General features: G+C 72.7%; 22 protein-coding genes. 7 read left to right on the forward strand and 15 right to left on the reverse strand.

The genetic code is table 11. The features are described from left to right. Positions 1-18 precede the first annotated feature (18 nt). A complete protein-coding gene (locus IE257_RS16120; RefSeq protein ID WP_189969084.1) occupies positions 19-774 on the forward strand; it encodes a CPBP family intramembrane glutamic endopeptidase in 756 nt (251 codons plus the stop codon). Between the two features lie 19 nt (positions 775-793). Here IE257_RS16120 and IE257_RS16125 read toward each other — a convergent pair whose 3' ends face one another. From IE257_RS16125 to IE257_RS16150, 6 genes are all read right to left on the reverse strand, one after another. Further along, positions 794-2,473: an alpha/beta hydrolase gene (locus IE257_RS16125; RefSeq protein WP_229920397.1), complete on the reverse strand. Its 1,680-nt coding sequence runs from the start codon at positions 2,471-2,473 to the stop codon at positions 794-796. A 69-nt stretch (positions 2,474-2,542) separates the two neighbouring features. Continuing rightward, entirely contained in the window at positions 2,543-4,279 is a 1,737-nt protein-coding gene (locus tag IE257_RS16130; protein ID WP_189969275.1) for a SulP family inorganic anion transporter, read from the reverse strand. A gap of 52 nt (positions 4,280-4,331) precedes the next feature. Next, complete coding sequence (locus IE257_RS16135) at positions 4,332-7,052, reverse strand: cation-translocating P-type ATPase (protein WP_189969088.1); 2,721 nt, start codon at positions 7,050-7,052, stop codon at positions 4,332-4,334. A 70-nt stretch (positions 7,053-7,122) separates the two neighbouring features. Then, a complete protein-coding gene (locus tag IE257_RS16140) occupies positions 7,123-8,154 on the reverse strand; it encodes a polyphosphate kinase 2 family protein (protein ID WP_189969090.1) in 1,032 nt (343 codons plus the stop codon). After that, positions 8,154-8,480 (reverse strand): three-helix bundle dimerization domain-containing protein, encoded by a 327-nt coding sequence (locus tag IE257_RS16145; RefSeq protein WP_189969092.1) that lies wholly within the window; start codon positions 8,478-8,480, stop codon positions 8,154-8,156. Before IE257_RS16145 ends, IE257_RS16140 begins: the two co-directional genes overlap by 1 nt. A 110-nt stretch (positions 8,481-8,590) precedes the next feature. Then, positions 8,591-9,013, reverse strand: coding sequence for a MarR family winged helix-turn-helix transcriptional regulator (locus tag IE257_RS16150; protein WP_189969094.1), 423 nt, complete (start codon positions 9,011-9,013; stop codon positions 8,591-8,593). Between the two features lie 188 nt (positions 9,014-9,201). Between IE257_RS16150 and eno the strand changes: the two genes are divergently transcribed. After that, the gene (gene eno, locus IE257_RS16155) at positions 9,202-10,503 is read left to right on the forward strand and encodes a phosphopyruvate hydratase (protein ID WP_189969096.1); all 1,302 of its coding nucleotides are present in this window, start codon (positions 9,202-9,204) and stop codon (positions 10,501-10,503) included. A gap of 42 nt (positions 10,504-10,545) precedes the next feature. On the opposite strand, the gene IE257_RS16160 is transcribed toward eno, so the two are convergent. Beyond that, on the reverse strand, positions 10,546-11,079 hold the full coding sequence (locus IE257_RS16160; RefSeq protein ID WP_189969098.1) for a MarR family winged helix-turn-helix transcriptional regulator: 534 nt from the start codon (positions 11,077-11,079) through the stop codon (positions 10,546-10,548). A 158-nt stretch (positions 11,080-11,237) separates the two neighbouring features. Between IE257_RS16160 and IE257_RS16165 the strand changes: the two genes are divergently transcribed. Together IE257_RS16165 and IE257_RS16170 are read left to right on the forward strand one after the other, a co-directional pair. Beyond that, positions 11,238-12,302 carry an alkene reductase gene (locus IE257_RS16165; protein WP_189969100.1) on the forward strand — a complete coding sequence of 355 codons (1,065 nt, stop codon included), beginning with the start codon at positions 11,238-11,240 and terminating at the stop codon, positions 12,300-12,302. A 35-nt stretch (positions 12,303-12,337) separates the two neighbouring features. Further along, positions 12,338-12,787, forward strand: coding sequence for a ribosomal maturation YjgA family protein (locus IE257_RS16170; RefSeq protein WP_229920398.1), 450 nt, complete (start codon positions 12,338-12,340; stop codon positions 12,785-12,787). A gap of 33 nt (positions 12,788-12,820) precedes the next feature. Here the strand turns inward: IE257_RS16170 and IE257_RS16175 are convergent, their stop codons facing one another. The 3 genes from IE257_RS16175 to IE257_RS16185 all read right to left on the reverse strand — a co-directional run bounded on the left by IE257_RS16175 (position 12,821) and on the right by IE257_RS16185 (position 16,066). After that, positions 12,821-13,966, reverse strand: coding sequence for an RNA polymerase sigma factor (locus IE257_RS16175; RefSeq protein ID WP_189969280.1), 1,146 nt, complete (start codon positions 13,964-13,966; stop codon positions 12,821-12,823). 8 nt (positions 13,967-13,974) lie between these two features. Next, positions 13,975-14,382 carry a YciI family protein gene (locus tag IE257_RS16180; RefSeq protein ID WP_189969102.1) on the reverse strand — a complete coding sequence of 136 codons (408 nt, stop codon included), beginning with the start codon at positions 14,380-14,382 and terminating at the stop codon, positions 13,975-13,977. Between the two features lie 394 nt (positions 14,383-14,776). Continuing rightward, positions 14,777-16,066 carry a hypothetical protein gene (locus tag IE257_RS16185; protein ID WP_372453167.1) on the reverse strand — a complete coding sequence of 430 codons (1,290 nt, stop codon included), beginning with the start codon at positions 16,064-16,066 and terminating at the stop codon, positions 14,777-14,779. Between the two features lie 214 nt (positions 16,067-16,280). On the opposite strand from IE257_RS16185, the gene IE257_RS16190 reads away from it, so the two are divergent. Further along, positions 16,281-17,159, forward strand: a complete 879-nt coding sequence (locus IE257_RS16190; RefSeq protein ID WP_189969104.1) for a hypothetical protein — start codon at positions 16,281-16,283, stop codon at positions 17,157-17,159. A gap of 180 nt (positions 17,160-17,339) precedes the next feature. Here IE257_RS16190 and IE257_RS16195 read toward each other — a convergent pair whose 3' ends face one another. The 3 genes from IE257_RS16195 to IE257_RS16205 all read right to left on the reverse strand — a co-directional run bounded on the left by IE257_RS16195 (position 17,340) and on the right by IE257_RS16205 (position 19,429). Next, positions 17,340-17,621 carry a hypothetical protein gene (locus IE257_RS16195; protein WP_189969106.1) on the reverse strand — a complete coding sequence of 94 codons (282 nt, stop codon included), beginning with the start codon at positions 17,619-17,621 and terminating at the stop codon, positions 17,340-17,342. Between the two features lie 102 nt (positions 17,622-17,723). Then, a complete protein-coding gene (gene lysA, locus IE257_RS16200) occupies positions 17,724-19,058 on the reverse strand; it encodes a diaminopimelate decarboxylase (RefSeq protein WP_189969108.1) in 1,335 nt (444 codons plus the stop codon). Further along, positions 19,055-19,429: an SAV_915 family protein gene (locus tag IE257_RS16205; protein WP_189969110.1), complete on the reverse strand. Its 375-nt coding sequence runs from the start codon at positions 19,427-19,429 to the stop codon at positions 19,055-19,057. Before IE257_RS16205 ends, lysA begins: the two co-directional genes overlap by 4 nt. 300 nt (positions 19,430-19,729) lie before the next feature. Here IE257_RS16205 and IE257_RS16210 point away from each other — a divergent pair, with 300 nt between their 5' ends. Together IE257_RS16210 and IE257_RS16215 are read left to right on the forward strand one after the other, a co-directional pair. Further along, positions 19,730-20,248: a universal stress protein gene (locus IE257_RS16210; protein ID WP_189969112.1), complete on the forward strand. Its 519-nt coding sequence runs from the start codon at positions 19,730-19,732 to the stop codon at positions 20,246-20,248. 445 nt (positions 20,249-20,693) lie between these two features. After that, positions 20,694-21,302 carry a response regulator transcription factor gene (locus IE257_RS16215; protein WP_189969113.1) on the forward strand — a complete coding sequence of 203 codons (609 nt, stop codon included), beginning with the start codon at positions 20,694-20,696 and terminating at the stop codon, positions 21,300-21,302. Positions 21,303-21,333: 31 nt separating this feature from the next. On the opposite strand, the gene IE257_RS16220 is transcribed toward IE257_RS16215, so the two are convergent. Beyond that, on the reverse strand, positions 21,334-23,160 hold the full coding sequence (locus IE257_RS16220; RefSeq protein WP_189969115.1) for an ATP-binding cassette domain-containing protein: 1,827 nt from the start codon (positions 23,158-23,160) through the stop codon (positions 21,334-21,336). Then, positions 23,157-24,983, reverse strand: a complete 1,827-nt coding sequence (locus IE257_RS16225) for an ATP-binding cassette domain-containing protein (RefSeq protein ID WP_189969117.1) — start codon at positions 24,981-24,983, stop codon at positions 23,157-23,159. The genes IE257_RS16220 and IE257_RS16225 overlap by 4 nt, the downstream gene beginning before the upstream one ends. Positions 24,984-25,036: the final 53 nt, after the last annotated feature.

Here is a 25,036-nt window from a genome sequence, read left to right on the forward strand (position 1 = left end):
GACCGAGGTGGGTTGCCGATGCCCCGCATCACCCCCGACGGCGCCGGGCGGCGACGCCGACGGCATCTGCTCCTGCGACGACCGCTCGGCACCTGGACGGCCGTGGCGGTCACGGTGGCCGTCCTCGTCGCCGCCAATGTGGCCGTGCACCTCTGGTCGGGCCTGTGGGGCGTGCTTACTGCCCTCGTCGTCAGCGGCCTGCTGCTCGGTGTGCTCCGCGCGGCCGGCGGGACCCTCGCGGACGCGGGCCTGGCCCCCGGCACGTACGCCCGCGGTGCGCGGTGGGCGCTGGCCCTGATCGGCCTGGTCGGTGTCGTCTACCTGGCCGGAGCCCTGCTGCCGGCCACCCGGGGGCTGTTCGAGGACCAGCGGTACGCCGGGATGGACGGGGGCGAGGTGCTGCTGCGCGCCTTCGTACTGGTGCCCCTCGGCACGGTCCTGGTCGAGGAGGTCGCCTTCCGCGGGGTGCTCTACGGCTTGGTGCGCCGCGCCCGCGGGGCGGTGTGGGCGACCGTCGCGTCGAGCGCGCTGTTCGGGCTGTGGCACGTGCTCCCGTCGCTGCACCTGGCGACCGCGAAGCCTGCCGTGGGCACGGTCGTCGGTCAGTCGGCGCTCGGAGCCGTTCTGGCGGTCCTGGGTGCCGTGCTGTTCACGGCGGCAGCGGGCGTCCTCTTCTGCGAACTGCGCCGCCGCAGCGACAGTCTGCTGGCCCCGATCGGCCTGCACTGGGCGGTCAACGCGCTCGGCTACCTCTTCGGCTTCCTGCTCCGCTGACCGGGCTCCGCCGGCCGGGCTACTGCGGCGGCGAGACGATGTTCCTCAGCCGGTCCAGATCCTGGGCCGTGAACCCGTCGGGCCGCATCACGGCGTTCCACGCATCGACGTACGCGGCCTTGTACGTGTGGCCGTGGCCGTCCGGAACGCCCGTGGAGAACGGCAGGTCGGCGGTGACCTGCCAGAAGGTCACGAACGGGATCCAGACCATCGCCTCCAGCACGTCCGAGCCGGGCGCCTCACCGATCCAGTCGGGCTCGGTGAGGGCCAGCCGCGGGCTCCACCAGACGATCGGGTCGGACGGGTGCATGAGGTAGAGGACCCGCGTGCCGTCCCACGGCCGGTCCGCCGGAGGCATCCCGGCGGCCGGATCGTCGGTGAACCGGACGGTCCGGCCGTCCCGGAAGACGGGCCCGATCTCGGAACTGCCCGGGTCGCGGTCGTCGCTGAACTCGCGGAACAGGGTGTTGAAGTTGGGCGGGCCGGCGAACAGGGTGCCGGCGGTGCGGTTGCGCAGGTCGTACTCCCCGCTGAAGGCCGTCTCGCCGCCGAACGACCCCAGGCTCTCACCCGCCACGAACAGCCGCGGGCGCTGGTCCTGGGGCAGCTTGGACCACTTGTCGTAGACCGCGTCGAAGAGGTCGCGGCCGGCCTCGCGCGCCTTGGACTGGTCGACCAGGTACGACATCCACGAGGGCAGGTACGAGTACTGGATCGCCACGCTGGCGGAGTCGCCGTTGCCGAGGTACTCGAACGAGTCCACGGCGGCGGGATCCACCCAGCCGCTGCCCGTGGTGGTCATCACGAGCAGGTTCTCGCGCTGGAATCCGCCCGCCCGTTCGAGGTCCGCGACGGCCCGCTCCGCCCGGGTCTCCGTACTGTCGGATGTCTCCAGTCCGGCGTAGGCCCGGACGGGCTCCTGCGCCGTGCGCCGGGTGAACGCGCCGATCTCCTGGGCCGTCGGTCCCTTGCCGGTGAACGCCCGGCCCTCCCTTCCCAGCGAGTCCCACGGCACCAGCGAGCCGGGCCCGCCCGAACGCAGGGACGACGTGGGCTGGTGCACGCCTTCCGGGGTCTCGGTGTCACGCAGCGAGAAGGCCTCGTTGGAGGCGTTGACGAAGCCGGACAGCAGCAGCCCGGAGAACGCGGCCCACGCCAGCCCCACCACCAGGACCCAGCCGACCACCCGCGCCGCCCGCCGGCCGATCCAGCGCCCGAGCAGACGGGCGGCCCGGTGGTACAGCGCGCGCAGACCCCGCCCGGCCAGCAGCAGGAGCAGGAAGACGAGAACCGCGACGAACGGGCAGGCGACAACGGTCAGGGCGTTGTGATCGGTGACCCCCATGAGCCGGCGGATCTCGTGCTGCCAGTACTGGCCGAGCCCGAAGGCGATACCGAAGAGCACGACCGCGCCGACCGCCAGGACGAGCCAGGACCGGCGTGAGGGAGTGCGCGCGTCCCGGTCTGCGAAGGCGCGCCACACGAAGGCGGCGACCACGCCCAGCCCGTAGCCGATGGCCGCGCTGATGCCGCAGACCAGACCCTGGAGTACGCCGCCGCGGGGGAGCAGTGACGGGGTGAAGGACAGGCATGCCAGCAGGAGCGCGCCCCAACAGCCGGGCAGCGTCAGGCGGGGCAACCAGCGGTGCGTGCGCGGAGCCGGTCCGTCCGAAGGAGGAACCGGCTGGTCATCGGTCATGGCGCCCTCCGTGGACATCGTCCCCCCGCCCGGTCGCTCCTGCCATCCGGAGCCGGCGGCCCCGGCCGCTCACTCCTCGCCGGTGGGCCGTTCGGACGGAGCGGGAGGGGTCCACTGCGCTCCGGTGCGCAGCCGGAACGCGGCGACGGCGGCCTCCACGGTAGGGAAGAAGTGCCGGGGATCGATGGTCCGGGTGAGTTCGTACCGCTCGATCTTGTGCCGCACGGGGTCCTTGAGTTCGGCGAACACCAGGTGCACGTCCTTCGCGTTGAGCGACTCGTCGAGCTCCTCCAGGACGTCGGCGGCGGTGGTGTCCACGTCGGTCATCGGCTCGGCGGCGACCACGATCCAGCTGGGCCGCGGATCAGCGGCCGCCAGCCGCCGGACCTGGTCCCGGAAGTTCTTGGCGTTGGCGAAGAAGAGCGGGGCGTCGAACCGGTAGATCACCAGGCCCGTCAGCTGCTCGGCCCGCGGGTACGAACGGACGTCGTGGTAGCCCTCCAGGCCCGGCACCCGCCCGAGCACGGTGGCGTACGGCCACCAGGCGCGCCGGAAGACGTTGAGTACCGACAGGGCCACGGCGATGGCGATGCCGGGCAGTACTCCGAGCAGGGCCACGCCGGCGAAGGCCGCGAAGCACAGCAGGAACTCCGCCCGGCGCTGGCGCCACAGCCGCACGGCCCCCGGGATGTCGGCCAGCGACAACGACGCGGTGATGACGACGGCGGCCAGGGCCGGCTGGGGGAGGTTGCGGAACAGGCCCGGCGCCAGCACGAGCATGAGGATGATGAGCGCCGCTCCGACGACGCCGGTGAGCTGGCTCCTGGCCCCCGCCCGCTCCGCCACCGCCGTTCGGGACCCGCTGGTGCTGACGGGGAAGCCCTGGAAGAGCGCGGCCGCCAGGTTGGCCGCGCCGACGCCCGCCATCTCCTGGTTGCCGCGGACCTCCTGCCCCGTGCGCGCCGCGAAGGCGGACGCGTTGGAGATCGTGTCGGCCAGGGACACCAGGGCGATGCCCAGCGCACCACCGAGCAGCGGCACGAGGTCGGCCGCCCGTACGTCGGGGATCGTGAACGGCGGGAAACCTTCGGGCAGCACGCCGACCAGGCCGACGCCGTGCGCGCCGAGGTCGAGGACGGTGGTCGCGGCGATCGCCAGGACCACCATCGCGAGCACCGCGGGGATCTTCGGCAGGAAGCGCTGCAGGACCAGGATCAGGGCGATCCCGCCGAGGCCCACGGCGGCAGCGGCCGGCACAGCCGCCCCGTCGGCGAGTTGCTGGACCAGGCCGACGCACTCGCCGATGAGGCTGTCCGCCTCGACCTTGAAGCCGAGCAGCTTGGGCAGTTGGCCGACCAGAATGGTCAGGGCCAGGCCGTTCATGTAGCCGATCATCGTGGGTTTGGAGATGAGGTCGGCGATGAAGCCGAGCTTCGCCACCGAGGCCAGGATCATGATGGCCGCCACCATGAGCGCGAGCATCGACGCCAGCGCGACGGCCCGGTCGGGATCACCGTCGGCCGCCACGAGCGGCAGCACGGTCGCGGCGATCATCGGCCCGAGCGAGGAATCCGGGCCGAGCACGAGAATCCGGGACGGCCCGAACACCGCGTACCCGAGCAGACAGAGGATCGTCGTGTACAGGCCGGTGATCGCCGGCAGGCCCGCCAGCTCGGCGTACGCCATGCCCTGCGGCACCAGCAGCGTGGTCAGGACGACCCCCGCGACCAGGTCCTTCGACAACCACGCGCGCCGGTACGAGGACACCGCGCGGACCCCCGGGACGTAGCGCAGGCGGGCGAGCACTCCGCGGCTGCCCGGCCGCCCGGTCACGGACCTGGTCACGGACCCGCCTTCCTCAGCCGGCCTTCGACCGGCGGGCCACGAGCTTGCCCAGCTCCCATACGAGCAGGAGCGCGAGGCCGGCCAGCACCGCCCAGCCGAACTGCCGCGCGTCGATCTCGGTCGTCCCGAGGATGCGCTGGAAGCCGTCCAGTTGGGTCACGAGCACCGCCAGCGCGAACTGGGCCAGGGCGACCCAGTTCATCTGTTTGCTGTCGAACGTCGACGTCGTCAGCACGGAATCCGTCTCGCTGCGGCACTCGAACGCCGCGACGATCAGGCAGAGCGAGAAGGCGGTGAAGGCGATCGACCGGCCCGTCGCCGTGCTCCCGTAGCGGCTCTCTCCGAGCTGGATCAGCCCGAGCAGGAGGACGGTGACCGCCAGTCCGCCCAGTCCGACCGTGACCAGCACGGGCCGCGTCAGCACCGACTCCCCGCGCGGCCGCGGTCTGCGCCGCATGAGTCCGGCGCTCTCCCGGTCGAAGCCGAGCGCGAAGCCGAACGAGGCGTTGACGACGAAGTGGATCCACAGCACCTGCGGAGGGGTGAACGGCTCACCCGCGGCGATGTTGAAGACGGTGGCGCCGAGGAACGTCAGCACGAAGGTGACCAGCAGGAGTAGGACGAACCGGATGTACTTGGTCAGGTTGTCGTAGATCGTCCGGCCCTGCTCCACGGCGTAGACGATGGTCGCGAAGTTGTCGTCGGAGAGGATCATGCGGCCGGCGTTCTTCGCCACGTCCGTGCCGCTGCCCATGGCGATACCGATGTCGGCGGCCTTGATGGCGGGCGCGTCGTTGACGCCGTCCCCGGTCATCGCCACGACCTCGCCCTTCTTCTTGAGCGTGTTCGCGAGCAGCACCTTGTGTTCCGGCGCGACCCGCCCCACCACCCCGATCCCCTCGATGCGGGCGAGCTGCTCCTCCTCGCTCATGGCGGCGAAGTCGGAGCCGAGCACCGCCTCGCCGGGGATCCCGATCTGCCGGGCGATCGCCGCACCCGTCGTGACGTCGTCCCCGGTCACCAGGCGGACCCGGATGTGCGCCGCCTGCGCGTCGGCCACCGCGGCCCGGGCCTCCTCACGGGGCGGATCGACCATGCCGACGAGACTGGTCATCCGCAGCCCGGTGACGTACGCGAGCAGGTCGCCGTCCGGATCGAAGCCGTCCGGGTCCAGGTCGCGCATGGCCGCGGCCATCACCCGGCGCCCCTCGCCGCCCATCCGCTCGCTCTCCTCCTCGGCCCGGCGGAGCAGGTCGGCGTCCCAGGGGACGCTCTCGCCCGCCGCGAGCGCGGTGGCGGCCCGCGCCATCACCGCCGGGGCCGCTCCCTTGACGAAGCAGCGAACGACCGGCCGCCCGGAGGCGTCGACCGCCGAGTGGAAGGTGGCCATCAGCTTGTACTCGGGGTCGAACGGGAGGGTGGCGAGGCGGGGCAGCGCGTCCCTCGTGGCATCGGTGTCCAGGCCGGCCTTGTGCGCGAGCACCAGCAGCGCGCCCTCGGTGGGGTCGCCCACCACCGCGCCGTCCACCAGCTTGGCGTCGCTGGCCACCACGTAGGGCAGGATCGCGTCCTCGATCCCCGCGGCGGACCCGGCCGCGTGGTGGACCTTGCCCTCGAGTCCGTAGCCCGTGCCCGAGACGGTGTACCGGTCGGTCGGGCTCAGCACCTCGACGGCGGTCATCTGGTTCATGGTCAGGGTGCCGGTCTTGTCCGAGTTGATCGCCGAGGTGAACGCCAGCGTCTCCACCGACGGCAGCTCCTTGACGATGGCGTTCCGCTTCGCCAGGTTCAGACTCCCGACCGACAGGATCGCCTGGGTCACCGTCGGCAGTGCCTCGGGGATCGCCGCGATGGCCAGCGAGACCGCGCTGACGAACAGCACGTCCCAGGCCTGGTCCCGCTGGCGTCCCAGGGCGAACATCACGATCATGGTCAGGCCCGCAGCCGCCGTGATCCACAGGGTCAGCCGGTCGAGCTCCCTGGTCAGCGGCGGCACCTCCTTCTCGGTGGCCGCCAGCATTCCGGAGATCTTGCCGAGCTCGGTGCCCGCACCGGTCGCGGTGACGACCATGACGCCGCTGCCGTGGGTGACCGGGGTGTTCATGAACGCCGTGTTGGTCCGGTCCCCGGGCGAAAGGTCGCTGCCCGGCAGCGCGCCGGTCTGCTTCGCGGCCGGCACGCTCTCGCCGGTGAGCGCCGACTCGTCGATCTGCAGGGCGCTGGCCTCGACGAGACGTCCGTCCGCCGGCACCTGGTCCCCGGCGGAGATCAGCACGACATCGCCCCCGACGAGCAGTTCGGCGGGGAGCTCGGCCTCCGTACCGTCCCTGCGCACCCGCGCCGTCGCCTTCATCATCGACTTCAGCGCGTTCATGGCGCTCTCGGCCTTGCCCTCCTGGCGCAGACCCACGACCGCGTTCAGCAGGGTCAGCACGATCAGCAGGATCGCGGTGGTCCACTCCTGGATGACCAGCGAGACGATCGCCGCGGCCACGAGGACGAGCTGCATGTAACTGCGGTACTGCGCAAGGAAACGGCGCCAGGCCGGAGTCCGCTGCTCCTCGGGCAGCGCGTTCGGGCCGTGCGCGGCCAGGAGCTCGGCGGCCCGCGCGGCGGACAGGCCGGACTCGGGATCGACACCGAACGCCGCCACGACCTCCTCGGGGGAGCGCGCGTACCAGCTGTCCCCGGCAGCCCGGGACCGTTCCGCCGGGGAATCCGACCGCACCGTCATGGTTGTGCCTCCGATCCGGGGCCGCGGACGCATCCGGGCCGGCCGTACGCCGTACGCCGTCCGAGGGCCGCTAGCGGCCCTTCTTCCTCGCCCTGCCCTTGGCCCTGGCCCTGCCCCTGCGCCCGGCCCTGTCCTCGTCCCCGTGTCCGCCGGCCCGGGCCCCCGCCGGATGCCGGGCGGCGTACGGATCGGCCGGCGCCCCGGCAGGGGCCTCCCGCTCCAGGCCCCGTTTCGCGACGAGGAGGTCCTTGCGCACCTCCTCCGCCACCTCGGGGTACTGCGGATCGATCTCCATCAGGGTGTGCGCGAGGATCGCCGCCGCGGAGATGCGCGCGAACCACTTCCGGTCCGCCGGTACGACGTACCACGGCGCCCACTTCGTACTCGTGGCCGACAGCATCTCGGAGAAGGCGTCCTGGTAGTCGTCCCACCGGCGCCGCTCCCGGACATCGGCGGCGGAGAACTTCCAGTTCTTCTCCGGCAGGTCGATCCGTTTCAGGAAGCGGGTGCGCTGCTCCTCCTTGGACAGGTTCAGGAAGATCTTCACCACCTTGAACCCGTTGTCCGTGAGGTAGTGCTCCCAGCGGTTGATCTCGCGGTAGCGGCGGTCCCAGAGGCCCTCCCCGAGCGCGCGCTCCGGCAGCTTCTGGCGCAGGAGGACCTCGGGGTGGACCCGTACGACGAGGACCTCCTCGTAGTGCGAGCGGTTGAAGATGGCGATCTCGCCGCGCGAGGGCAGCCGCCGGGCGTAGCGCCACAGGTAGTCGTGGTCGAGTTCCTCGGCGGACGGCACTTTGAAGCTGCTGACCCGGACGCCCTGGGGGTTGACGCCGCTCATCACGTGGCGGATCGTCCCGTCCTTGCCGCCGGCATCCAGCGCCTGGAGGCAGAGCACCACGCCGTACGTGCCCTGGGCGGCCAGCCGTTCCTGGTACTCGGCGAGCAGCGACACTCCGGTCCGCAGCAGCTCGACGCCGTCCCGCTTCTTCATGCCGGCCTTGTAGCGGGGGTCGAAGTCGCGGGCCAGGTGCACCTCGGATCCGGGTCGTACCCGCAGTGGCTCGATGAAGTCGGCGATGCGTTCTGCTCTGTGGTCCGCCATCAGCCCTCGGCCTCCCCCTTGCGTGCCGGGCCGGGAACGGCGCGGAAGGCGGCGGCGAGCGCCTTCCGGGACCTGCGCTCGGCCAGGATCGGGACGTAGTTCCTGACCCGGGCCCCGCGGAAGGAGTCGTAGGCGGCCGTGACCGCCGCCTCCACGGTGGCCGGGTCGACCGAGGGGTAGGCCGTCCTCAGCCGCTGGACGGTGTCCCGGACGGACGCGAGTTCCTCCGCAGGGGGCTGCACCTCGGCGGATTCCGGTGCCCCCGGTTCGTCGAGAACCTGGCCGGTGCCGGCCCGTTCCGCGCCCGCGAGCGTTTCAGCTGCCATGTCCCACGACCTTCGGACCGTCGATCCGCACATTCCCGCCAACGGATGTGTCTCGGGGTCATTCTCTGCTCAACCGGACAAGATCGCCCTCTGTCGGACCGGAGGCGTCCTCAGCGCGCGGCAAGCCGCTCCATGAGGGCGGCGCTGCGCGCCAGCACCTCGCGCTCCTCGCCGGTGAGCTCCAGCTCGATGGCCTGGGCGAGCCAGCCCGCCCGGCGCCCGCGCTCCGCCTCCAGAGCGGCCTGTCCCGCGGGCGAGAGCTCCACCAGGGACTTGCGGCCGTCCGTGGGGTGCGCCCGGCGGACGACCAGCCCCTGTTCCATGAGCAGCCCGACCGAGCGGGCCATGGACTGGGGCCGTACGCGCTGATCCGCCGCCAGATCGCTGGTGGTCATGGCCCCGTTGCGATCGAGCGTGCCGAGCACGGAGGCCTGGCCGAGCGGGATCCGGTCCTCGTGCTTCACGCGCCGCGTGAGTTTGCCCATCGCGGTACGCAGTTCGGTGGCGACGGCGGCGGGTTCCGGGATGGGCATACGGCACTTTAACCGGTGATCGCCAGCCAAGCTGTGCAGGTCAGCTGCACAGCAGAGCTGTACAGCCCAACTGAACAGCAGAACTGCACAGCTGAACTGAACAGCATTGCTGTAGAGTCGATGGTGTCGCGGCACGCGCCAACGGTGTCGCAGCAGGCCGCGGCGTGCGTCAACGCGAAGGACCTCCCATGGCTTCCACCGCAGTCGAATCCACCGTCATCCGGTCGGTCACCGCCCGCAGGATCCTCGACAGCAGGGGCAACCCGACCGTCGAGGCCGATGTCCTCCTCGCCGACGGATCCCTCGGCCGCGCCGCCGTCCCCTCCGGCGCCTCCACCGGCGCCCGGGAGGCCGTGGAGCTGCGCGACGGGGATCCCGGGCGCTGGCACGGCAAGGGTGTCGACCGCGCGGTCGCCCACGTCAACGGCGACATCGCGGCAGCGGTCGTCGGGCGTGACGCCGACGACCAGGCGGGTCTCGATGCCGCGCTCGTCGCGCTCGACGGCACGGCCGACAAGTCCCGGCTCGGCGCCAACGCGCTCCTCGGCGTCTCCCTCGCCGCCGCGAAGGCCGCGGCGGCGGCCCACCGCCAGCCGCTCTACCGCTACCTCGGCGGCGCCGACGCCCGCCTGCTCCCGCTGCCGATGATGAACATCGTCAACGGCGGCGCCCACGCCGACAACCCGCTGGACTTCCAGGAGTTCATGATCGCTCCGATCGGTGCGCAGACCTTCGCGGAAGCCGTCCGGATGGGCTCCGAGGTCTTCCATACGCTCCGTCGCGATCTGCTGGCCGCGGGGCACGCCACGGGCGTCGGCGACGAGGGCGGCTTCGCGCCCGCACTCCGCAGCGCCGAGGAAGCGCTCGACTTCGTCATGTCGGCCATCGAGCGCACCGGCTACCGGCCCGGCACGGACATCGGCCTGGTCATGGATCCGGCCTCGTCGGAGTTCTTCCGCGACGGTGCGTACGTGTACGCGGGCGAGGGGGTGCGCCGCACGCCCACCGAACACGCCGACTACCTGGCGAAGCTGATCGACGCGTACCCGGTCGTCTCCATCGAGGACCCGATGGCCGAGGACGACCTCGAGGGCTGGCGGGAGCTCACCGCCCGCGTCGGGGACCGCTGCCAGCTCACCGGCGACGACGTGTTCTGCACCAACGAGAATCTGCTGCGCGAGGGCATCCGCACCGGCGTCGGCAACTCCGTCCTGGTCAAGGTCAACCAGATCGGCACCCTGACCGAAGCCCTCGCCACGGTCGCCACCGCGCACCGCGCCGGCTGGACCGTCGTCATGTCGCACCGCTCCGGCGAGACGGAGGACACCACGATCGCCGACCTGGCGGTGGCGACGGGCTGCGGTCAGATCAAGACCGGCTCGCTGTCCCGGTCCGACCGTACGGCGAAGTACAACCAGCTCATCAGGATCGAAGAGGAGCTGGGCGCAACCGCGCGGTACGCGGGCGCAGCGGTGCTGGTCCGTTCCTGACGAACTGCGACGCCCCGGTGCGCGCGGGGGGAATTCCGCTGATCACTCCGCCGTGCCGGCGGCGTCGCACTCCGCGGCGCCGCCGCGGATGACCTCCGTGCACAGAGCGGATTCGACCTTGCCCAGGAGGCGGGTCAGTTCGGCGCGTTCGGCGGCGTCCAGGCCGTCCAGGGTCTGGCGTTCCAGTTCGCCCCAAGCCCTGCGGACCTCGACCAGCAGCCCGCAGCTGGCATCCGTCGCCTCGACCAGCGAGGCCCGCCGGTCCGCGGGGTCCGGGCGGCGTCGCACGTGACCGGACTGCTCCAGGCGCTGGAGCATCTTGGTCACCGTCGACGGGTCGAGGCCGACCGCCTTGATCAGCTCGGACTGGCGCACGGCCCCGCTGTCCCAGAGGTGCATCATCAGGAACTCCTGCCCCGGGTGCAGCCCCAGGTCCCGCAGGACCCGGCCCGCCGCGATCCGGTGGAGTCGGGCGACCCGACTGATCGCATGACTCACCGGGCCGTCCAGCACCGCGCCGGGCACCGCCGCGCACTGCGCGGCGGCGTGCGGCTCCTGTACGGATTCCGCGGTCATGGGAGTGCTCCTCCTGGTCGGTCCGTCCGGCAGGTCCGGAGGGGGTTCTCGACCTGATTCTACCTACTGCCCACATTTTACTTTGGTCGGCCAAGTAATGAGGTACGCTGCTTCCCGGAGCCAATCATTGGCCGACCAATTAACTATGTGAGGCAGAAATGACCAGCGCTTTCGAACCGGTTCACGTAGCCGGCGCCACCCTCTCCAACCGGATCGCCCTGGCGCCGATGACCCGCAGCCGCGCGGGCGCGGGCGGCATCGCGACCGGCCTCGTCGCCGAGTACTACACCCAGCGCGCCTCCGCCGGCCTGATCATCAGTGAGGGGATCCAGCCCTCCGTCGTCGGACAGGGCTACCCCTTCACCCCCGGCCTGCACAACGCCGAGCAGGTCGCGGCCTGGCGCGAGGTCACCGACTCCGTGCACGCGGCAGGCGGCCGGATCTTCGCCCAGCTGATGCACTCCGGCCGCATCGGCCACCCGACGCTGCTGCCCGACGGCCTCGTCCCCGTGGCTCCGTCCGCGGTGGCCGCCCAGGGGCAGCTCTTCACCGGCGACGGCATGAAGGACTTCGTGACGCCCCACGAACTGACCGGCGCCGAGGTGCGGGAGGCCATTGCCGACTTCGCGGAGGCCGCCCGCAATGCCGTGGAGGCCGGTTTCGACGGCGTCGAGCTGCACGGCGCCAACGGCTACCTGATCCACCAGTTCCTGGCCCCCGGCTCGAACCTGCGCACCGACGAGTGGGGCGGGCCGGTGGAGAACCGGATCCGCTTCGCCGTGGAGGCGGTCGAGGCGGTAGCCGCTGCGATCGGCGCCGAGCGCACCGCGCTGCGCGTCTCGCCCGGCAACCCGTACAACGACATCTCCGAGCCCGACCCGCAGGCCGCATACGAGGCGCTGGTCAAGGAGATCGACGGACTCGGCCTGGCCTACCTCCACGTCCTGGAGTACGGCCCCGAGGCACGCGAGGCCACCCTCGCCCTGCGCAAGCAGTTCTCCGGACCGTTCGTCCTGAACCCGGCCACCGAAGGCCCCACCGACCACCGCGCCCTCAGCCTGATCGAGGACGGCGTCGCCGACCTCCTCGCCTTCGGCGCGCTCTTCCTGGCCAACCCCGACCTGCCCGAGCGCCTGCGCACCGCGGGCCCGTACAACACCCCGGACCCCACCACCTTCTTCGGGGGCGACGCCCGCGGCTACACCGACTACCCGACGCGCTAGCCGTCCGTCCCCCGGGGCTCCGGCAGGATGACCCCGTGAAGCTCATACCGGGAAGCCATGACAGCGCAACCCGCCTTGCGGCGGCCGCGGCCGCGCTGGTGACCGTGGGCGCGGGGCTGGGACTGCGGGCCGCGGCAACGGGGAGCGTGGCGAAGTACGGCGGGGACGCGCTGTACACCGTCCTGCTGCTGATCCTCGTCGTTCTCGTCGCGCCCCGGCTGACGCCCCTGCGGGCGGCCGCGACCGCGCTGGCCGCCAGCTGGGCCGTCGAGTTCCTCCAGCTCACCGCCCTGCCGGCAGACCTATCCCGGCACAGCACCGTGGCCCGCCTGGTGCTCGGTTCCACCTTCAACGCACCCGACCTGTTCTGGTACGCGGCCGGCGCGGCGGCCGGCTGGCTCCTCCTCACGGCGCTGCGCCCGTCAGGCCCGTACGGGAGGGCGCCCATGGCCTTCGGCGCGGGATCGCCGTCCCGCGGCCGTTGACGCGTTCCGTACGGGGCTCGCGCGTGCGACCCGTCAGTGGGACAGGAGGGCGTTGAGGCGGGCGGCCTGGCGCGTCAGGTGATCGCGCTCGGCCAGATTGGGAGCCCTCCGGGCCGCCTCGGCGTACAGCCGCGCCGCTGTCACCGGGTCGCCGTCGCGCTCGCGGAGGTAGGCCTCCACCGCGGCGCGGCGCGGCACGGCGTCGTCCAGCGCCGCGAGCGCCGCAAGCCCGGCGCGCGGGCCGTCGGCCTCACCGACCGCCACCGCCCGGTTGAGCCGGACGACCGGGCTGTCCGTCAGCCGGGTGAGCTCGTCGTACCACTCGACGATCTGCACCCAGTCGGTCTGCTCGGCGGTGGGCGCGTCGGCGTGGAGCGCCGCGATGGCGGCCTGGGCCTGGAACTCGCCCAACCGGTCGCGGGCGAGGGCCGTCTGCAGGATCCCGATGCCCTCGGCGATCGACGCGGTGTCCCAGCGGCGGCGGTCCTGCTCGGCGAGCGGTACCAGGCTGCCGTCGGGCGCCGTCCGGGAGGCCCGCCGGGCGTGGTGCAGGAGCATCAGGGCGAGCAGCCCCGCCACCTCGGGGTGGTCGATCGAGGCCGCGAGCTGCCGGGTGAGCCGGATGGCCTCGGCGGCGAGGTCGACGTCGCCGGAGTAACCCTCGTTGAAGACCAGGTAGAGGACGCGCAGCACGGTGGAGACATCACCGGGCCGGTCGAACCGCACGCCGGAGACGGTGCGCTTGGCCCGGCTGATGCGCTGCGCCATGGTCGCCTCGGGCACCAGGTAGGCCTGGGCGATCTGACGGGTGGTGAGCCCGCCGACGGCGCGCAGCGTGAGCGCGACCGCGGACGACGGCGTCAGTGACGGGTGGGCGCACAGGAAGTACAGCTGGAGGGTGTCGTCGACCGAGGGCGCGGGCCCGGGCGGCGGCTCCTCCTCGACGAGGTCCTCACGCCGGCGCCGGGCGGAGTCCGACCGGGCGGCATCGAGGAATTTGCGCCAGGCGACGGTGACCAGCCAGCCCTTCGGGTCCCGCGGCGGGTCGGCGGGCCAGGTCCGGACCGCTTCGATCAGCGCCTCCTGCACGGCGTCCTCGGCCGCCGCGAAGTCGGCTCCGCGGCGGACGAGGATGGCGAGGACGCCGGGAGTGAGGCTCCGGAGCAGAGCCTCGTCCATGGACGAGGTCACTCGGTGATGGTGGGGTGCGAGCCCAGGAACGGACGCAGTTCGAGCCACTCGTGGATCGGCTTCCCGTCCGCGCCCGGCGCGGCCGACAGCTCTCCGGCCAGCTCGACGGCGCGCTCGTAACTGTCCACGTCGATCACCATCCAGCCGGCGATCAGGTCCTTGGTCTCCGCGAACGGGCCGTCGGTGACCGGCGGCCGCCCCTCACCGTCGTACCGGACGAAGGTCCCCTCCGGGGCGAGGGCCTGGCTGTCGACGTACTCGCCGGTCTCCTCGAGCCTGGCCGCGAAGTCGTTCATGTACTTCACGTGGGCCGAGATCTCCTCGGGCGTCCACTTCTCCATCGGCACGTCGTTGACCGGAGCCGGGGCGCCGCGGTAGTGCTTGAGCATCAGATACTTGGCCATGGTGGTTCTCCTCGGTACTGGTGCGACCACCATTGTGGTGGCCTTCACCCCGGGGACGAAGCCGGCCACGGGTTCTCGACATCCCCGTCCGAAGTTTTTCGGCGGACGACAAGGGGTGTGCTGAAGGCGGCTCCGATCGGAACAAGGTCGAGCTGTGCTTCACCCCGACCTACGCCTCCTGGGCCGGACGGACCACCTCGGCTGAAGCATCAGCCGAGTGCAGGGCTGGAAGCCGAGCACCACCCTGGCAGGGGTTCCGCATAGGGCAGGAGACGTTCGGCCGCGGGCACCGCCGTTCCCCGAGGCCGCGGGCTCGGGGTAGAGACGCGGAAGGCCCCGCACGGAACCGGGAGGCCGGGTTCACGTTCGGGGCCGCGCTCACGGGGTGGGGCTGTCAGACTCCGGTCAGGGTGTACGTACCCGTGCCGTCCTGCCTGCCGCTGGAGTACTGGCGGATGAGCTCCCCGTCCGCGTACCGGTCGTGGCCCATCATGGAGCCGGTGTACTTGTTCTGCAGACCGATCTTCGAGCTGCCGGGCACGTCGCGGTAGATGTAGAACCGCTGGAGGTCGTCCTGCCCGCAGGTGGCCGTTGTCAGGTAGGCCTGCTCCTGGTTGGCGATGTTCGCGGGGATGGTCGCGCATCCGCCGTTGCCCCAGTTCCACAGGGACGCCTCGAGGACTCCGTTTTTCTCCGTCACGTTGCACAGGCGCCAGTTGTCGAGGTGGGCGCTGAAGAAATTGGATTCGCGCAGGCGGACGCCGTCGTTGGCCAGGAGCGGTGCGCTCCAGTTCAGGGGCTTGCCGGGAACGTCGATCTTGTAGGCGCCGGGTTGGCAGTTCAGGGCGGCGCGCGGGGCGGGCTTGGCGGCCTGGGTGGCCTTCATGCTCTGGGCGGCCCTGGCTGCTGTTTCGGCGTTGTCGGCGTCGTGCTTGGCCTGGTCGGCCTTGGCCGAGGGGACGGGACCTGCCGGGCGTATCGCGGTGGCGGCGGGGGAGCCGCAGTCCAACAGGCCCTGGGCCTTGGCCATGATGCTGTCGGCGGGGACCTTGTCCTCGCAGCGCACCGCGCCTTCTTCCAGTGCGGTGTAGGTGGTGTAGCTGCCGGTGTCGGCCCCTTCGATCCACTTCAGCGCCCAACTGCCGTCGTTCTGCTGGACGCGGTTGCAGTTGAGGCTGCCGTAGGTGCCGGTGACCTTCTTGGTGCCCTTGTACACGCCGTAGTAGCCGGGCTGGAAGAAGCTCCAGTTCACCGTGTCGGACACGCTGGACGTGGAGGAGTAGTCGACCTGCACGTTCAGGCCCAGAGTCGCGCCCACGCTGCCGAGGGCCTCGACGGCGAAGCTGCCCTGAATGTTGGCGTTGAGGCCTACCGAGACCGAGATGGTGGTCTGCGTGCTGGTGGTGACGGAGTGGCTTCCGGTCGTGCCCTGGGTGACGTACCAGCCCTTGAAGTGGGTGACCGTGGGGGCGACTTCGGTGGTCTTGATGAAGGGGTGGCGCTTGCCGAGGTCGGCCGCCGTGCATGCCTGCCCGGCGGCGACGGTCGAGGCCGCGGTGGTGGTGGCCGGTTGGGCGGTGGCCGGTTGGGCGGCGGTGAGGCCCATAGTGGTGAGTGCGGCGGTGGCGCTCACGACGGCGGTGATGGATCCGCGTATACGGCCAACTTGGCTTTTGCGACGCATTGTTGTCTTCCCCCTGCTTTTCCGGCTCGGTCGGGTCGGTGGTCGGTCGCTCGGGCCCGGCCGACGGTAGCTCACCGACGGGGCGAGGCGGGAGATCAGAATGAGCCGGAAACGATCACTAGGGGCTCTTACCGCCCTTCGGTGCGGGCTGTAGCGTGCGGCTTCGATCCCCGATTGGGCCAGGGCATGTCAACTCGACCTGAAGGAACGCTCGTTGAAGCGCGTGAGATCACTCCTGGCGGTGCTTGCCTCACTCGCACTGACCGCGACGCTGATAGCCCTGACCGGCTCACCGGCCGTCGCCGCCCCTGCCACGAGCCGGGCGGCCCCCCAGGGCCACGGCACGTGCGCGGCGACCGCGCCCGGCTCCAAGTCCCAGCGGCGGGGCATGGTGTGGTCCTGCCCAGAGGTAGGACCCGCCCCCGCGTGGGTCGCCTCCCGCATGACCCACAAGGCCGCCCCGGCTACGTCCACGGCCCGGGCCGCCGGCCCCGGCGGCGGCCAACACGACGGCCGCACCCCGGAAGAGCTCTGCGCCGATGCCTCCCCCGCCGCGGTCGTCTCCAACCGCCTCGCCTACTGCGTACGCGGCGCAGCCAGATACACGCGCCTCGGTGCGGACAACAAGGTCGAGGGCGAAGCCATCGTGGGGATCCTCATCAGCTCCGGCATCAAGGAGACCCCGAACGCGGCCTGGCAGGAGAAAGTCCACGTCGTGGCCCTCAAGATGGAGAACATGCCTGACGGTGTGTCGATAGCCGTCAGTTCCACCTGCAGCGGCATATGCACTACGCAGGGACCCGCCTGGGGCGGTTCGGCCGTGGTACTACGCGAAGACGGCGAGGGCAGGAGCGACGGGGTACTCGGCTACAGCTCTCCTGTCGGCAAGGGCAGCAAGGCGCCGCATATCCGGCCCTCTTACCACTTGGTCGGCAGAATCCTCGGCGGCGGCATACCCCAACCCCCGGTCAACGCGGACCATCCCGGCCCCTCCCTGCGCTGTGACGACCAGGTCACCAGATGGCCCGGCTGCATCGTGGAAGGGCACAGCATCCTCGACCGTGAGCCCGTCCAGGTGATCATCGCTGACTGACCGTCCGCAGCGTGTCCCGCGACCTGGGCCGATGCCAGCGATCTTTCCGGCGGGCAGGCCCAACGTTTCCCGGGAAGTACGGCTTCAGCCCGGCCCACTCCGCGTCACTGAGAACTTTCCGTCCCACATGCCTGGGAACGAGTTCTCGTCTCGGTTCGTCACCGACCCATCAGGCAGGCCCTAGTCAAGTTCGAAGGGGTGCGGGTCGGGTGCCAGCGGGTGGCGTATGACGCCCTTGAACAGATCGAGCACACGCTCGTGCACGTCGCCCACGCGGTCGACCACCCGCACCCGGACCAGCACCGTCTCGATCTCGGACAACGCGCGCTCGGCGAACCAGGCCAGGAACATGATTCCCTGACCGGGAATCGGCCGGCCGGCCCCGATCAGGTCGAGCCACAGGTCCTCGCGATCGACCAGTCCCCGCGCGACGCAGGCCCTGATGGCGTCATCCCTGTTCAACCAGGACGAGGGACCCTCGTCGGGGTCTGCATGTCGGCTCCCCCTGTCGGCACACAGGGGTCCTGCCCGACTCGGCACCGGAGTACGCGCGCCCCGTCCGGCTCAGCCGCCGATGTCCCGGCTGTGGAAGTCCGCCAGGGTCTCGCGCCGCATGAGGAGGCGGGCCCGGCCGTTGTCGACCGCGACGACCGGCGGGCGGCCGACCATGTTGTAGCCGGAGGCCATGGACACCTGGTACGCGCCCGCCACCGGTAGGGCGAGCAGGTCGCCGGGGTGGACGTCCCCGGGCAGTTCCACGTCGGCGGCCAGGATGTCGCCCGCCTCGCAGTGCCTGCCGACCACCGTCGCCACGCACGGCGCGGTGGGGGAGCGGCGGCCGACGAGGCGGGGCGCGTAGCGCACCCCGTACAGGGCCGGCCGGGGGTTGTCGCTCATGCCGCCGTCCACGGCGACGAACACGCGGCCGCCGGTGCGCTTCACGGCGAGGACGCGGTACAGGGCGACCCCCGCCGGACCGGCGACCGCGCGGCCGGGCTCGATCGCCAGCCGTGGGACGGCGAGCCCCGCCGCCGCACAGCTCTCGATCAGCTCGGTACGGAGTCTGCGGGCCAGGGCGGCGACGTCCAGCGACGGGTCGCCCGGACGGTACGCGATGCCGTGGCCGCCGCCCATGTCCAGCTCGGGCAGGACGACGCCGTGGGCGTCGCGGACGCGGGCCATCAGTCCCACCATGCGGCGCGCGGCGGCGAGGTACGGTCTGACCTCGGTGATCTGGGAGCCGATGTGGCAGTGGAGCCCGGTCAGTTCGAGCTCCGGCCGCCCCAGGATCCGGGCGATGGCGTGCTGGGCGGAACCGTCGGACAGGGCCAGACCGAACTTCTGGCCGTCGGCGCCGGTACGGATCTTCTCGTGGCCGCCGGCCATGATGCCGGGCACCACCCGGACCATCACCTTCTGCGGACCGCCCGTTCCCACCGCTGCGGCCAGCCGGGCGATCTCGGACGGGCTGTCGATGACGATCCGGCCCACCCCGAGCCGTAGCGCCGCCTCGATGTCGCGCGGGGATTTGACGTTCCCGTGCAAGGCGATGCGGTCCGGCGGGAAGCCCGCGGTGACGGCGAGTTCGAGCTCGCCCGCCGAGCAGACGTCCAGCCCGAGGCCCTCCTCGTCGACCCAGCGGACCATGGCCCGGGACAGGAAGGCCTTGGCGGCGTACAGCACGTCGGCGTCGGGGAAGGCGTCCCGGTAGCTGCGGCAACGGGCCCGTACCTCGCCCTCGTCCAGCACGTACACGGGGGTTTCGAAGCGGTCGGCGATCTCGGCGAGCGACACCCCTCCGACGGCGAGCCCGCCGTGCGGCAGGCCGTGTGCGGAGGCCGGCCAGACGGACAGGTCGTCCGTGCCCGCGGTGGCTTCGGACAGTGCGGCAGTGGTCATGAAGTTCCCCCTCGGGCGAGGCGGACCGGGAACCGGTCCGGCCGCTGAGTCGCCGTGGTCGCCCTGGTCGCCGCCCCGGTCGCCGCGGGAGCCGACAGTGTCGGATCGACGGTGATCAGCTCCGCGCCGAGCGGCTCGCACAGCTCGCGCAGCAGGGACTCGGACAGCCGGATGTACCCCTGACCCCCACCGAGGGTCGCAGCCAGCCGCTCCGGGCGGGTGAAACCGACGGCCGTACGTACCCCCAGTGGGGTGCGGAACAGCCGGACCACCGCCCCGGCGCCGGTTCCCGGCCGGACGGGCACGTACAGCAGCCCGGCCGGGGTCCGTTCTTCGGGCTCGGGGTCGTCTTCGTACTGGAACAGGCACATGGGCTCTCCCTGGGGAACCGCGAACGATGGGTGAGCCCCGGGCGGCGCGGGGAGGCGGTCCGGGGCACGTGATCGAAGCTATCCCCGCCCGGGGGCCCTCCGCGTGACGTCCTGACGCCACCTTGACGGACATCGGCCGACTCCATACACATCGCTGACGGAGGCCGGGCCGTGGCATCAGGAACCCGTACGGGTTTCCCGTTCCGGCGTCAGAAGCGCGTCAGCGGTGCGTCCGGCCGGACCGCCACCGCTGTTTCATGGACGGCGAGAGCCGACACAGGAGCAGAGGGGCGGGCGAGCGTGCGAGGAAGAGTGGTGGCGGGGTCCTGCGGTTCCCTCGGAAGCCTGACGGCCCTGCACCGGGCGGCCGCCGAGGCCCGGGCGCGGGACGCGGAGCTGTGGGTCGTACTCGCCTGGCAGCCGCCGATCGGCGGACCGGGTTCCAGGGGCTCCACCGGCGGTACGCCGCTGCTCGCCGGTTGTCGCGACGCCGCGGTCGAGCGGCTGCGAGGGATCCTCGACACCGCCTTCGGCGCGAGCCCGCCGGGCGTGCACCTGGCCGGGCTGACGGTCCGGGCCACCCCGGGTGCGGCGCTGGTGGACACCGTCCGCGACCCCGGTGACCTGCTCGTCGTCGGTACGGGCTCACGCGCCCCCCTGCTCCGCGCGCTGCGCCCGTCGGTGGCGCGCTACTGCCTGGCCCACGCCCCCTGCCCGGTCCTCGCCGTGCCGCCCAGCCCGCTCCAGGCCGACCTGGACGCCGTGCACCGGCGCAATGTGTGGCGCCGGCCGCTGGACGCCGGGGACCTGACCCGGTGAACGCCCCGCCCCGGCGGCCCCTCGTACGGGACAGGGGCCTAGAAGCGGCTCGCCCGGTGACGGGCGCGGCGGTTGCCGCCGCGGTGGACGAGCAGCAGGGCCAGCACCATGGGTGCGATCAGGAGGGTCATCGTGGTCATGGAAGTGCACTCCTCTCCTCGTGGTCCGTTCTCCCGCACGTGTGGCCGCCGAGAGGTATCCGAAACCCCCGGATCACCCCGATGCGCGCGGAATCAGCCCATCCGGATATCGGCGTCCCGCCCGGCTCCACGGCGCTTCCCGGACCCCTGCCGAGGTGAGAGGGCCACAAGCCGCCCAGGGGTGGCACTGGAGGAGCGCCCGGGTCAGGCCATGCGCCCCCGCACGCCTCCCGCGGAGACGTTCCCGCACGGTGGTAGCTGGGCAGCCGCTTGGTGCTGATCGATCGTCACGTGAGGGGAAGCCGATGACCAAGGTCCTGGTGCTGCACAGCGTGTGCCTCGTGAGGTCCGCTCTGGCCGCGTTGCTGAGATCCGAAGGCGACTTCGAAGTCACCTCCTCCGGCTGGCGGGCCGCCGCACGCCAGGCGGAGTTCTTACGACCCGACGTGGCGGTCGTGGACCTCGACTGTCCGGGGGTCTCGGCCGCACTCCTCGCGGACGCCGGGGCCACCCGCCTGCTGCCCGACTCGTCCGTGTCCCTGCTCGTGCTCGCCCGGGCCGACAGGCCCGGCTCGCTGCGGCGCGCCTTCCTGACACGGGCGCGCGGCTACGTCGACAAGGACGGTTCGCCCGAGCGGCTGGTCCGGGCCATCGGCAAGGTCGCGGCGGGCGAACGGTTCATCGACGCCACACTCGCGTCGGCCTTCATGGAGGCCGATCCCATGCCGCTCAGCCCCCGCGAGCTGAGCGTTCTGGCGCGGGCCGCCGAGGGGGACTCGATCGCGGAGATCGCGCACGCCCTGCACCTCGCCAGTGGGACCGTACGCAACTACATGGCCGCCGTGACCCGGAAGACCGGCGCCCGCAACCGGATCGACGCCATCCGGATATCCCGGCGGGCCGGCTGGGTCTGAGCCCCCGGACCGGGTTTCCCCGGATCCCGCCTCATTCTTGTGCGTTCCACATACCCACCAGATCCCGGTACAGGGGCGACCTGGCCGGGAGTTCCGCATGCGTGCCGCACACCGCCCGGGTCCCGTCGAGTACGAGGACCCGGTCGGCCCTGGCGGCGGAGGAGATGCGGTGGGCGACCACCACCAGGGTGCCGGGGCGCTCGGCGAGCGCCCGCTCGGCGCGCGCCTCGGCCCGGGGGTCGAGGTGACAGGTGGCCTCGTCCAGCAGCAACAGGGGGGCGGGGGAGAGGTAGGCGGCGGTGAGGGCGAGGTGCTGCCGCTCGCCCGGGGAGAGCCGGCCCGGGTCGACGGGCGCGTCCAGTCCGCCGAGCCGGGCCACGAGCGCGTCGGAGCCGAGGGCGGCCGCGGCCCGCTGCACCTCGCCCCCGGTCACCGGGCCGGGGCACAGATGGGTCAGGTTCTCGCGGACCGTGCCGGTGAAGACGTACGCCTGCTGGGGCAGCAGCGTCCGGCGCACGTCGGGGCCGCCGGGGCCGTACCCCGGGGCGCCCCGGGCGGGGGCGCCCGCCACCCGAACGGTGCCCCGGCCGGGCGGCAGCAGGCCGGCGATCAGGGCTGTGAGGGTGGACTTGCCGATCCCGCTCGGCCCCACCACGGCCAGGTGTTCGCCCGTCCCGACCACCAGGTCGAGGCCGTCGATCACCGGGTGGGCGCGGGGGCCGTAGGCGAAGCGGACCCGATGCAGTTCGACGGCGGGTGCGGACGCGGACGCGGGTGCGGACGCGGGTGCGGACGCGGCCTGCGCCGGCTGCGCGGGGACCGGGGTCGTCCGCGCAGTGCCCGCCTCCGTCCGCGTATGCGTCCCCGCCCCCGTCCCCGCCCCCGTCCCCGCCGGTTCCGGATCGCAGAACCGGTCCAGCACCACCAGCAGCCGGGTACCCGCCGCGCCCACCGCCGTCATCAGCGCGTCCAGGGCGGGGAGCAGCGACTGCAGGAGGTAGGTGAGGGCCCCGGCCACCGCCCCCGCACTCACCCCGCGCCCGAGCAGCCACGGCGTCGCGGCCAGCAGCACGACGACCGGCAGCCGGCCCGCGACGCCCAGGGACAGGGTGCGCAGGGCCGCCCACCGGGCGAGGCGCCCGGTCAGCCGTTCCTGCGCGGCGACCAGCCGTTCCACCCGGGCGCCGGCGCTCGCCCCACCACCGCACGCGACCACGTCGCGCAGCCCCGCCGCCAGTTCGCCGGTGCGCGCGGCGAGCGCCTCGTCGGCGTCCAGCGCCGCACGCTGCACGCGTGCCATCGGGCGCAGCGTGGCCAGGAATGCGACCGTACCCAGGAGCAGGGCGGGTACCACGAGGGGCAGCAGAACGGGATCCAGCGCCGCCAGGCCGAGCAGCGCTCCCAAGGCGGTGAAGACGAACGACCGGGCGATCAGCACCAGTCCGGCGAAGGAGTCCCGGGCCATCTCGGTCTGCTGCGTGAGCCGGGAGACCGCGCCCGGGTCACCGGCCCGCCCGGGATCGGCGACAGCCCGCTCGATCGCCCGGTGCACGGCGCGCCGCACGAGAGCGTCCCGCAGCGGTTCGACCAGGTCCGCGAGCCCGCCGAACACCCCGCGCAGCGCCAGGGCGCCCAGGAGGGCGCCCGCAGCGGCCACGGCCAGCCAGCCGATGCCGGTTCCGGTACGGCCCGCCAGGAAGCCGTCGTCGAGGGCGCGGGCCACGGCGTACCCGCCGAGGAAGGTGTGCGCGGACTCCAGCAGGGACCAGAGTGCGAGCCGGCGCAGCGGCCGGGGCCGCCCGCGCAGGAAGCGGCGGCCCTCGCGGGACACCCTGCGCCAGGAACCGTCCCCGCTCACCGGACCGCCTCCGTGCCGGGCGGTTCCACGGCCGCTTCCGCAACCGCTTCCACGGCCGCTTCCGCAACCGCTTCCGCGGCCGGTTCTCCGGCCGGCTCCGGCCCCTCGCCGAACACTGCCCGGTAGTCGGGATCCCGCCACAGCTCCGCGTGCGTACCGGTCGCCCGGACCCGCCCCGCGTCGAGCCATACGACGAGGTCCGCGCGGGCTGCCGAGGAGACGCGGTGGGCGATGACGAGACGGGTGCCCGGCCGGACGTCCCGGGCCAGGGCCCGCTCCACCTCCCGGGCGGTGACGGTGTCCAGGCTCGACGTCGCGTCGTCCAGCACCAGCAGCCGCCCGGCACGGCAGAACGCCCTCGCCAGGCCGAGGCGTTGCAGCTCGCCACCGGACATCGGGGCGTCCGCCAGCGCGGTGTCGTACCCCTCGGGCAGGCGGCGGACGAAGGCGTCGGCCCCGGCCGCCCGAGCGGCGGCGCGCACGGCCTCCGGGCCCGGCGCCGGCCCGCCGCCGAACGTGATGGCATCGGCGACGCCCTCCCCGAACAGGGCCGGTCGTTCGAAGGCGTGGCCGACCTCGCGGCGCAGCTCCTCGCCGGACAGCTCGTCCAGCGGCACGCCGTCCAGCAGGACGAGGCCCGCGTCGCACACGGTGAGCCGCCCCGCGACGGCGGCCAGCGTCGACTTGCCGGAGCCCGACCGGCCGACGACGGCGGCGGTCACGCCGCCGGGGATCCGCAGGTCCACGTCGCGCAGCAGCACCGTGCCCGCGCGCACGACCCGTACCCCGCGCAGCTCCAGCGTCCCCGGCCCGGCTCCGGGCAATCGGCGCTTGCCCTGCGGGAGTTCGGGCAGCTCGAAGAGGGCCGCCGTCCGGCGGGCGGCGGCCCGGCCGCGCACCACGGCCGCCAGCCGCCCCGTCACGGCGCCGACGCCGGCCGCGAGGCCCGCGTAGCGCACCGCGGCCAGGAGCCCGCCCACCCCGACGGCCCCCTCCGCGAGGCGGACCCCGCCCACGCCGAGGACGACGTACAGCAGCAGGGGCATGAGGGCGCTCGTCCGGGCCATGGTCGCCCCGTAGATCCGCCACGTGCGCCGCCCCTCGGCGCCGAGCTCCGGCAACCGGTCCAGCACGCGCGCCTGTTCGCGTTCGGCGGTGCCCGCGGCCGCGATGGTACGGGCGCCCCCGAGGGCCTCCACGAGGCGGCCGGCCATGGCGAGCTGCACCTCCTGGTAGCGGCTGACGCTGGCGCCCGAGTCGCGGGCGAACGCCCTCAGCAGCAGCGCGAGCAACGGGATCCCGGCGAGGAAGGCCAGCGCGGTCCACACGTCGACCAGGATCAGCGCCACGAGTGAGCCGAGCGGGGCGAGCAGGGCCACGACCGCGCTCACGGCGGCCGCCGGTACGGCGCCGGCAGTGGTGGCCTGCGCGGTCAGCCGGGCGGAGAGGTCACCGGGGGAGTGGCGGGCGGCGTGGTGCGGCGCGGTGCGCAGCAACCGGGCCAGTCCCAGGCGCCGCAACCAAGCGGTGGAGCGGGCGTCGACGCCGCCGGAGAGCCGGGCCGTCGCCGCGTCCAGCAGCACCTCGGCGGCGATCACCGCCGCGCACCACCCGGTCCAGCGGGCGCCGGCCGGGTCCTGTCGCAGCAGCAGGTCGAGGGTGTGGCCGAGGACCGCCGGTTCGGCCAGGGCAGCGCCGGCGGCGGCCATCGAGCAGAGGGAAGCGGCGGTGAGGCGGCCTGCGCTGTGCCGCGCGGCCGCCCGCAGAGCCCGGTCGGCGCCGCGGGCGGCCGCCGCCTCGCCGGTGGGATCGGGCGCAGTCATGGGCGCAGGCTCCAGGGGTGTGATGCGGGCCCGGGCGGCGAACCGCCCGGGCC

This window comes from Streptomyces avidinii (assembly GCF_014650695.1).
In the GTDB taxonomy this organism is placed as follows: Bacteria; Actinomycetota; Actinomycetes; order Streptomycetales; family Streptomycetaceae; genus Streptomyces; species Streptomyces avidinii.

What these genes read in the sequence shown, in the direction of transcription:
- IE257_RS16120 (WP_189969084.1), top strand. Translation starts at nt 19, where the DNA reads ATGCCCCGCATCACCCCCGACGGCGCCGGGCGGCGACGCCGACGGCAT.
- IE257_RS16125 (WP_229920397.1), bottom strand. Translation starts at nt 2,473, where the DNA reads ATGACCGATGACCAGCCGGTTCCTCCTTCGGACGGACCGGCTCCGCGC.
- IE257_RS16135 (WP_189969088.1), bottom strand. Translation starts at nt 7,052, where the DNA reads ATGACGGTGCGGTCGGATTCCCCGGCGGAACGGTCCCGGGCTGCCGGG.
- IE257_RS16140 (WP_189969090.1), bottom strand. Translation starts at nt 8,154, where the DNA reads ATGGCGGACCACAGAGCAGAACGCATCGCCGACTTCATCGAGCCACTG.
- IE257_RS16145 (WP_189969092.1), bottom strand. Translation starts at nt 8,480, where the DNA reads ATGGCAGCTGAAACGCTCGCGGGCGCGGAACGGGCCGGCACCGGCCAG.
- IE257_RS16150 (WP_189969094.1), bottom strand. Translation starts at nt 9,013, where the DNA reads ATGCCCATCCCGGAACCCGCCGCCGTCGCCACCGAACTGCGTACCGCG.
- eno (WP_189969096.1), top strand. Translation starts at nt 9,202, where the DNA reads ATGGCTTCCACCGCAGTCGAATCCACCGTCATCCGGTCGGTCACCGCC.
- IE257_RS16160 (WP_189969098.1), bottom strand. Translation starts at nt 11,079, where the DNA reads ATGACCGCGGAATCCGTACAGGAGCCGCACGCCGCCGCGCAGTGCGCG.
- IE257_RS16165 (WP_189969100.1), top strand. Translation starts at nt 11,238, where the DNA reads ATGACCAGCGCTTTCGAACCGGTTCACGTAGCCGGCGCCACCCTCTCC.
- IE257_RS16175 (WP_189969280.1), bottom strand. Translation starts at nt 13,966, where the DNA reads ATGGACGAGGCTCTGCTCCGGAGCCTCACTCCCGGCGTCCTCGCCATC.
- IE257_RS16180 (WP_189969102.1), bottom strand. Translation starts at nt 14,382, where the DNA reads ATGGCCAAGTATCTGATGCTCAAGCACTACCGCGGCGCCCCGGCTCCG.
- IE257_RS16185 (WP_372453167.1), bottom strand. Translation starts at nt 16,066, where the DNA reads ATGCGTCGCAAAAGCCAAGTTGGCCGTATACGCGGATCCATCACCGCC.
- lysA (WP_189969108.1), bottom strand. Translation starts at nt 19,058, where the DNA reads ATGACCACTGCCGCACTGTCCGAAGCCACCGCGGGCACGGACGACCTG.
- IE257_RS16205 (WP_189969110.1), bottom strand. Translation starts at nt 19,429, where the DNA reads ATGTGCCTGTTCCAGTACGAAGACGACCCCGAGCCCGAAGAACGGACC.
- IE257_RS16215 (WP_189969113.1), top strand. Translation starts at nt 20,694, where the DNA reads ATGACCAAGGTCCTGGTGCTGCACAGCGTGTGCCTCGTGAGGTCCGCT.
- IE257_RS16225 (WP_189969117.1), bottom strand. Translation starts at nt 24,983, where the DNA reads ATGACTGCGCCCGATCCCACCGGCGAGGCGGCGGCCGCCCGCGGCGCC.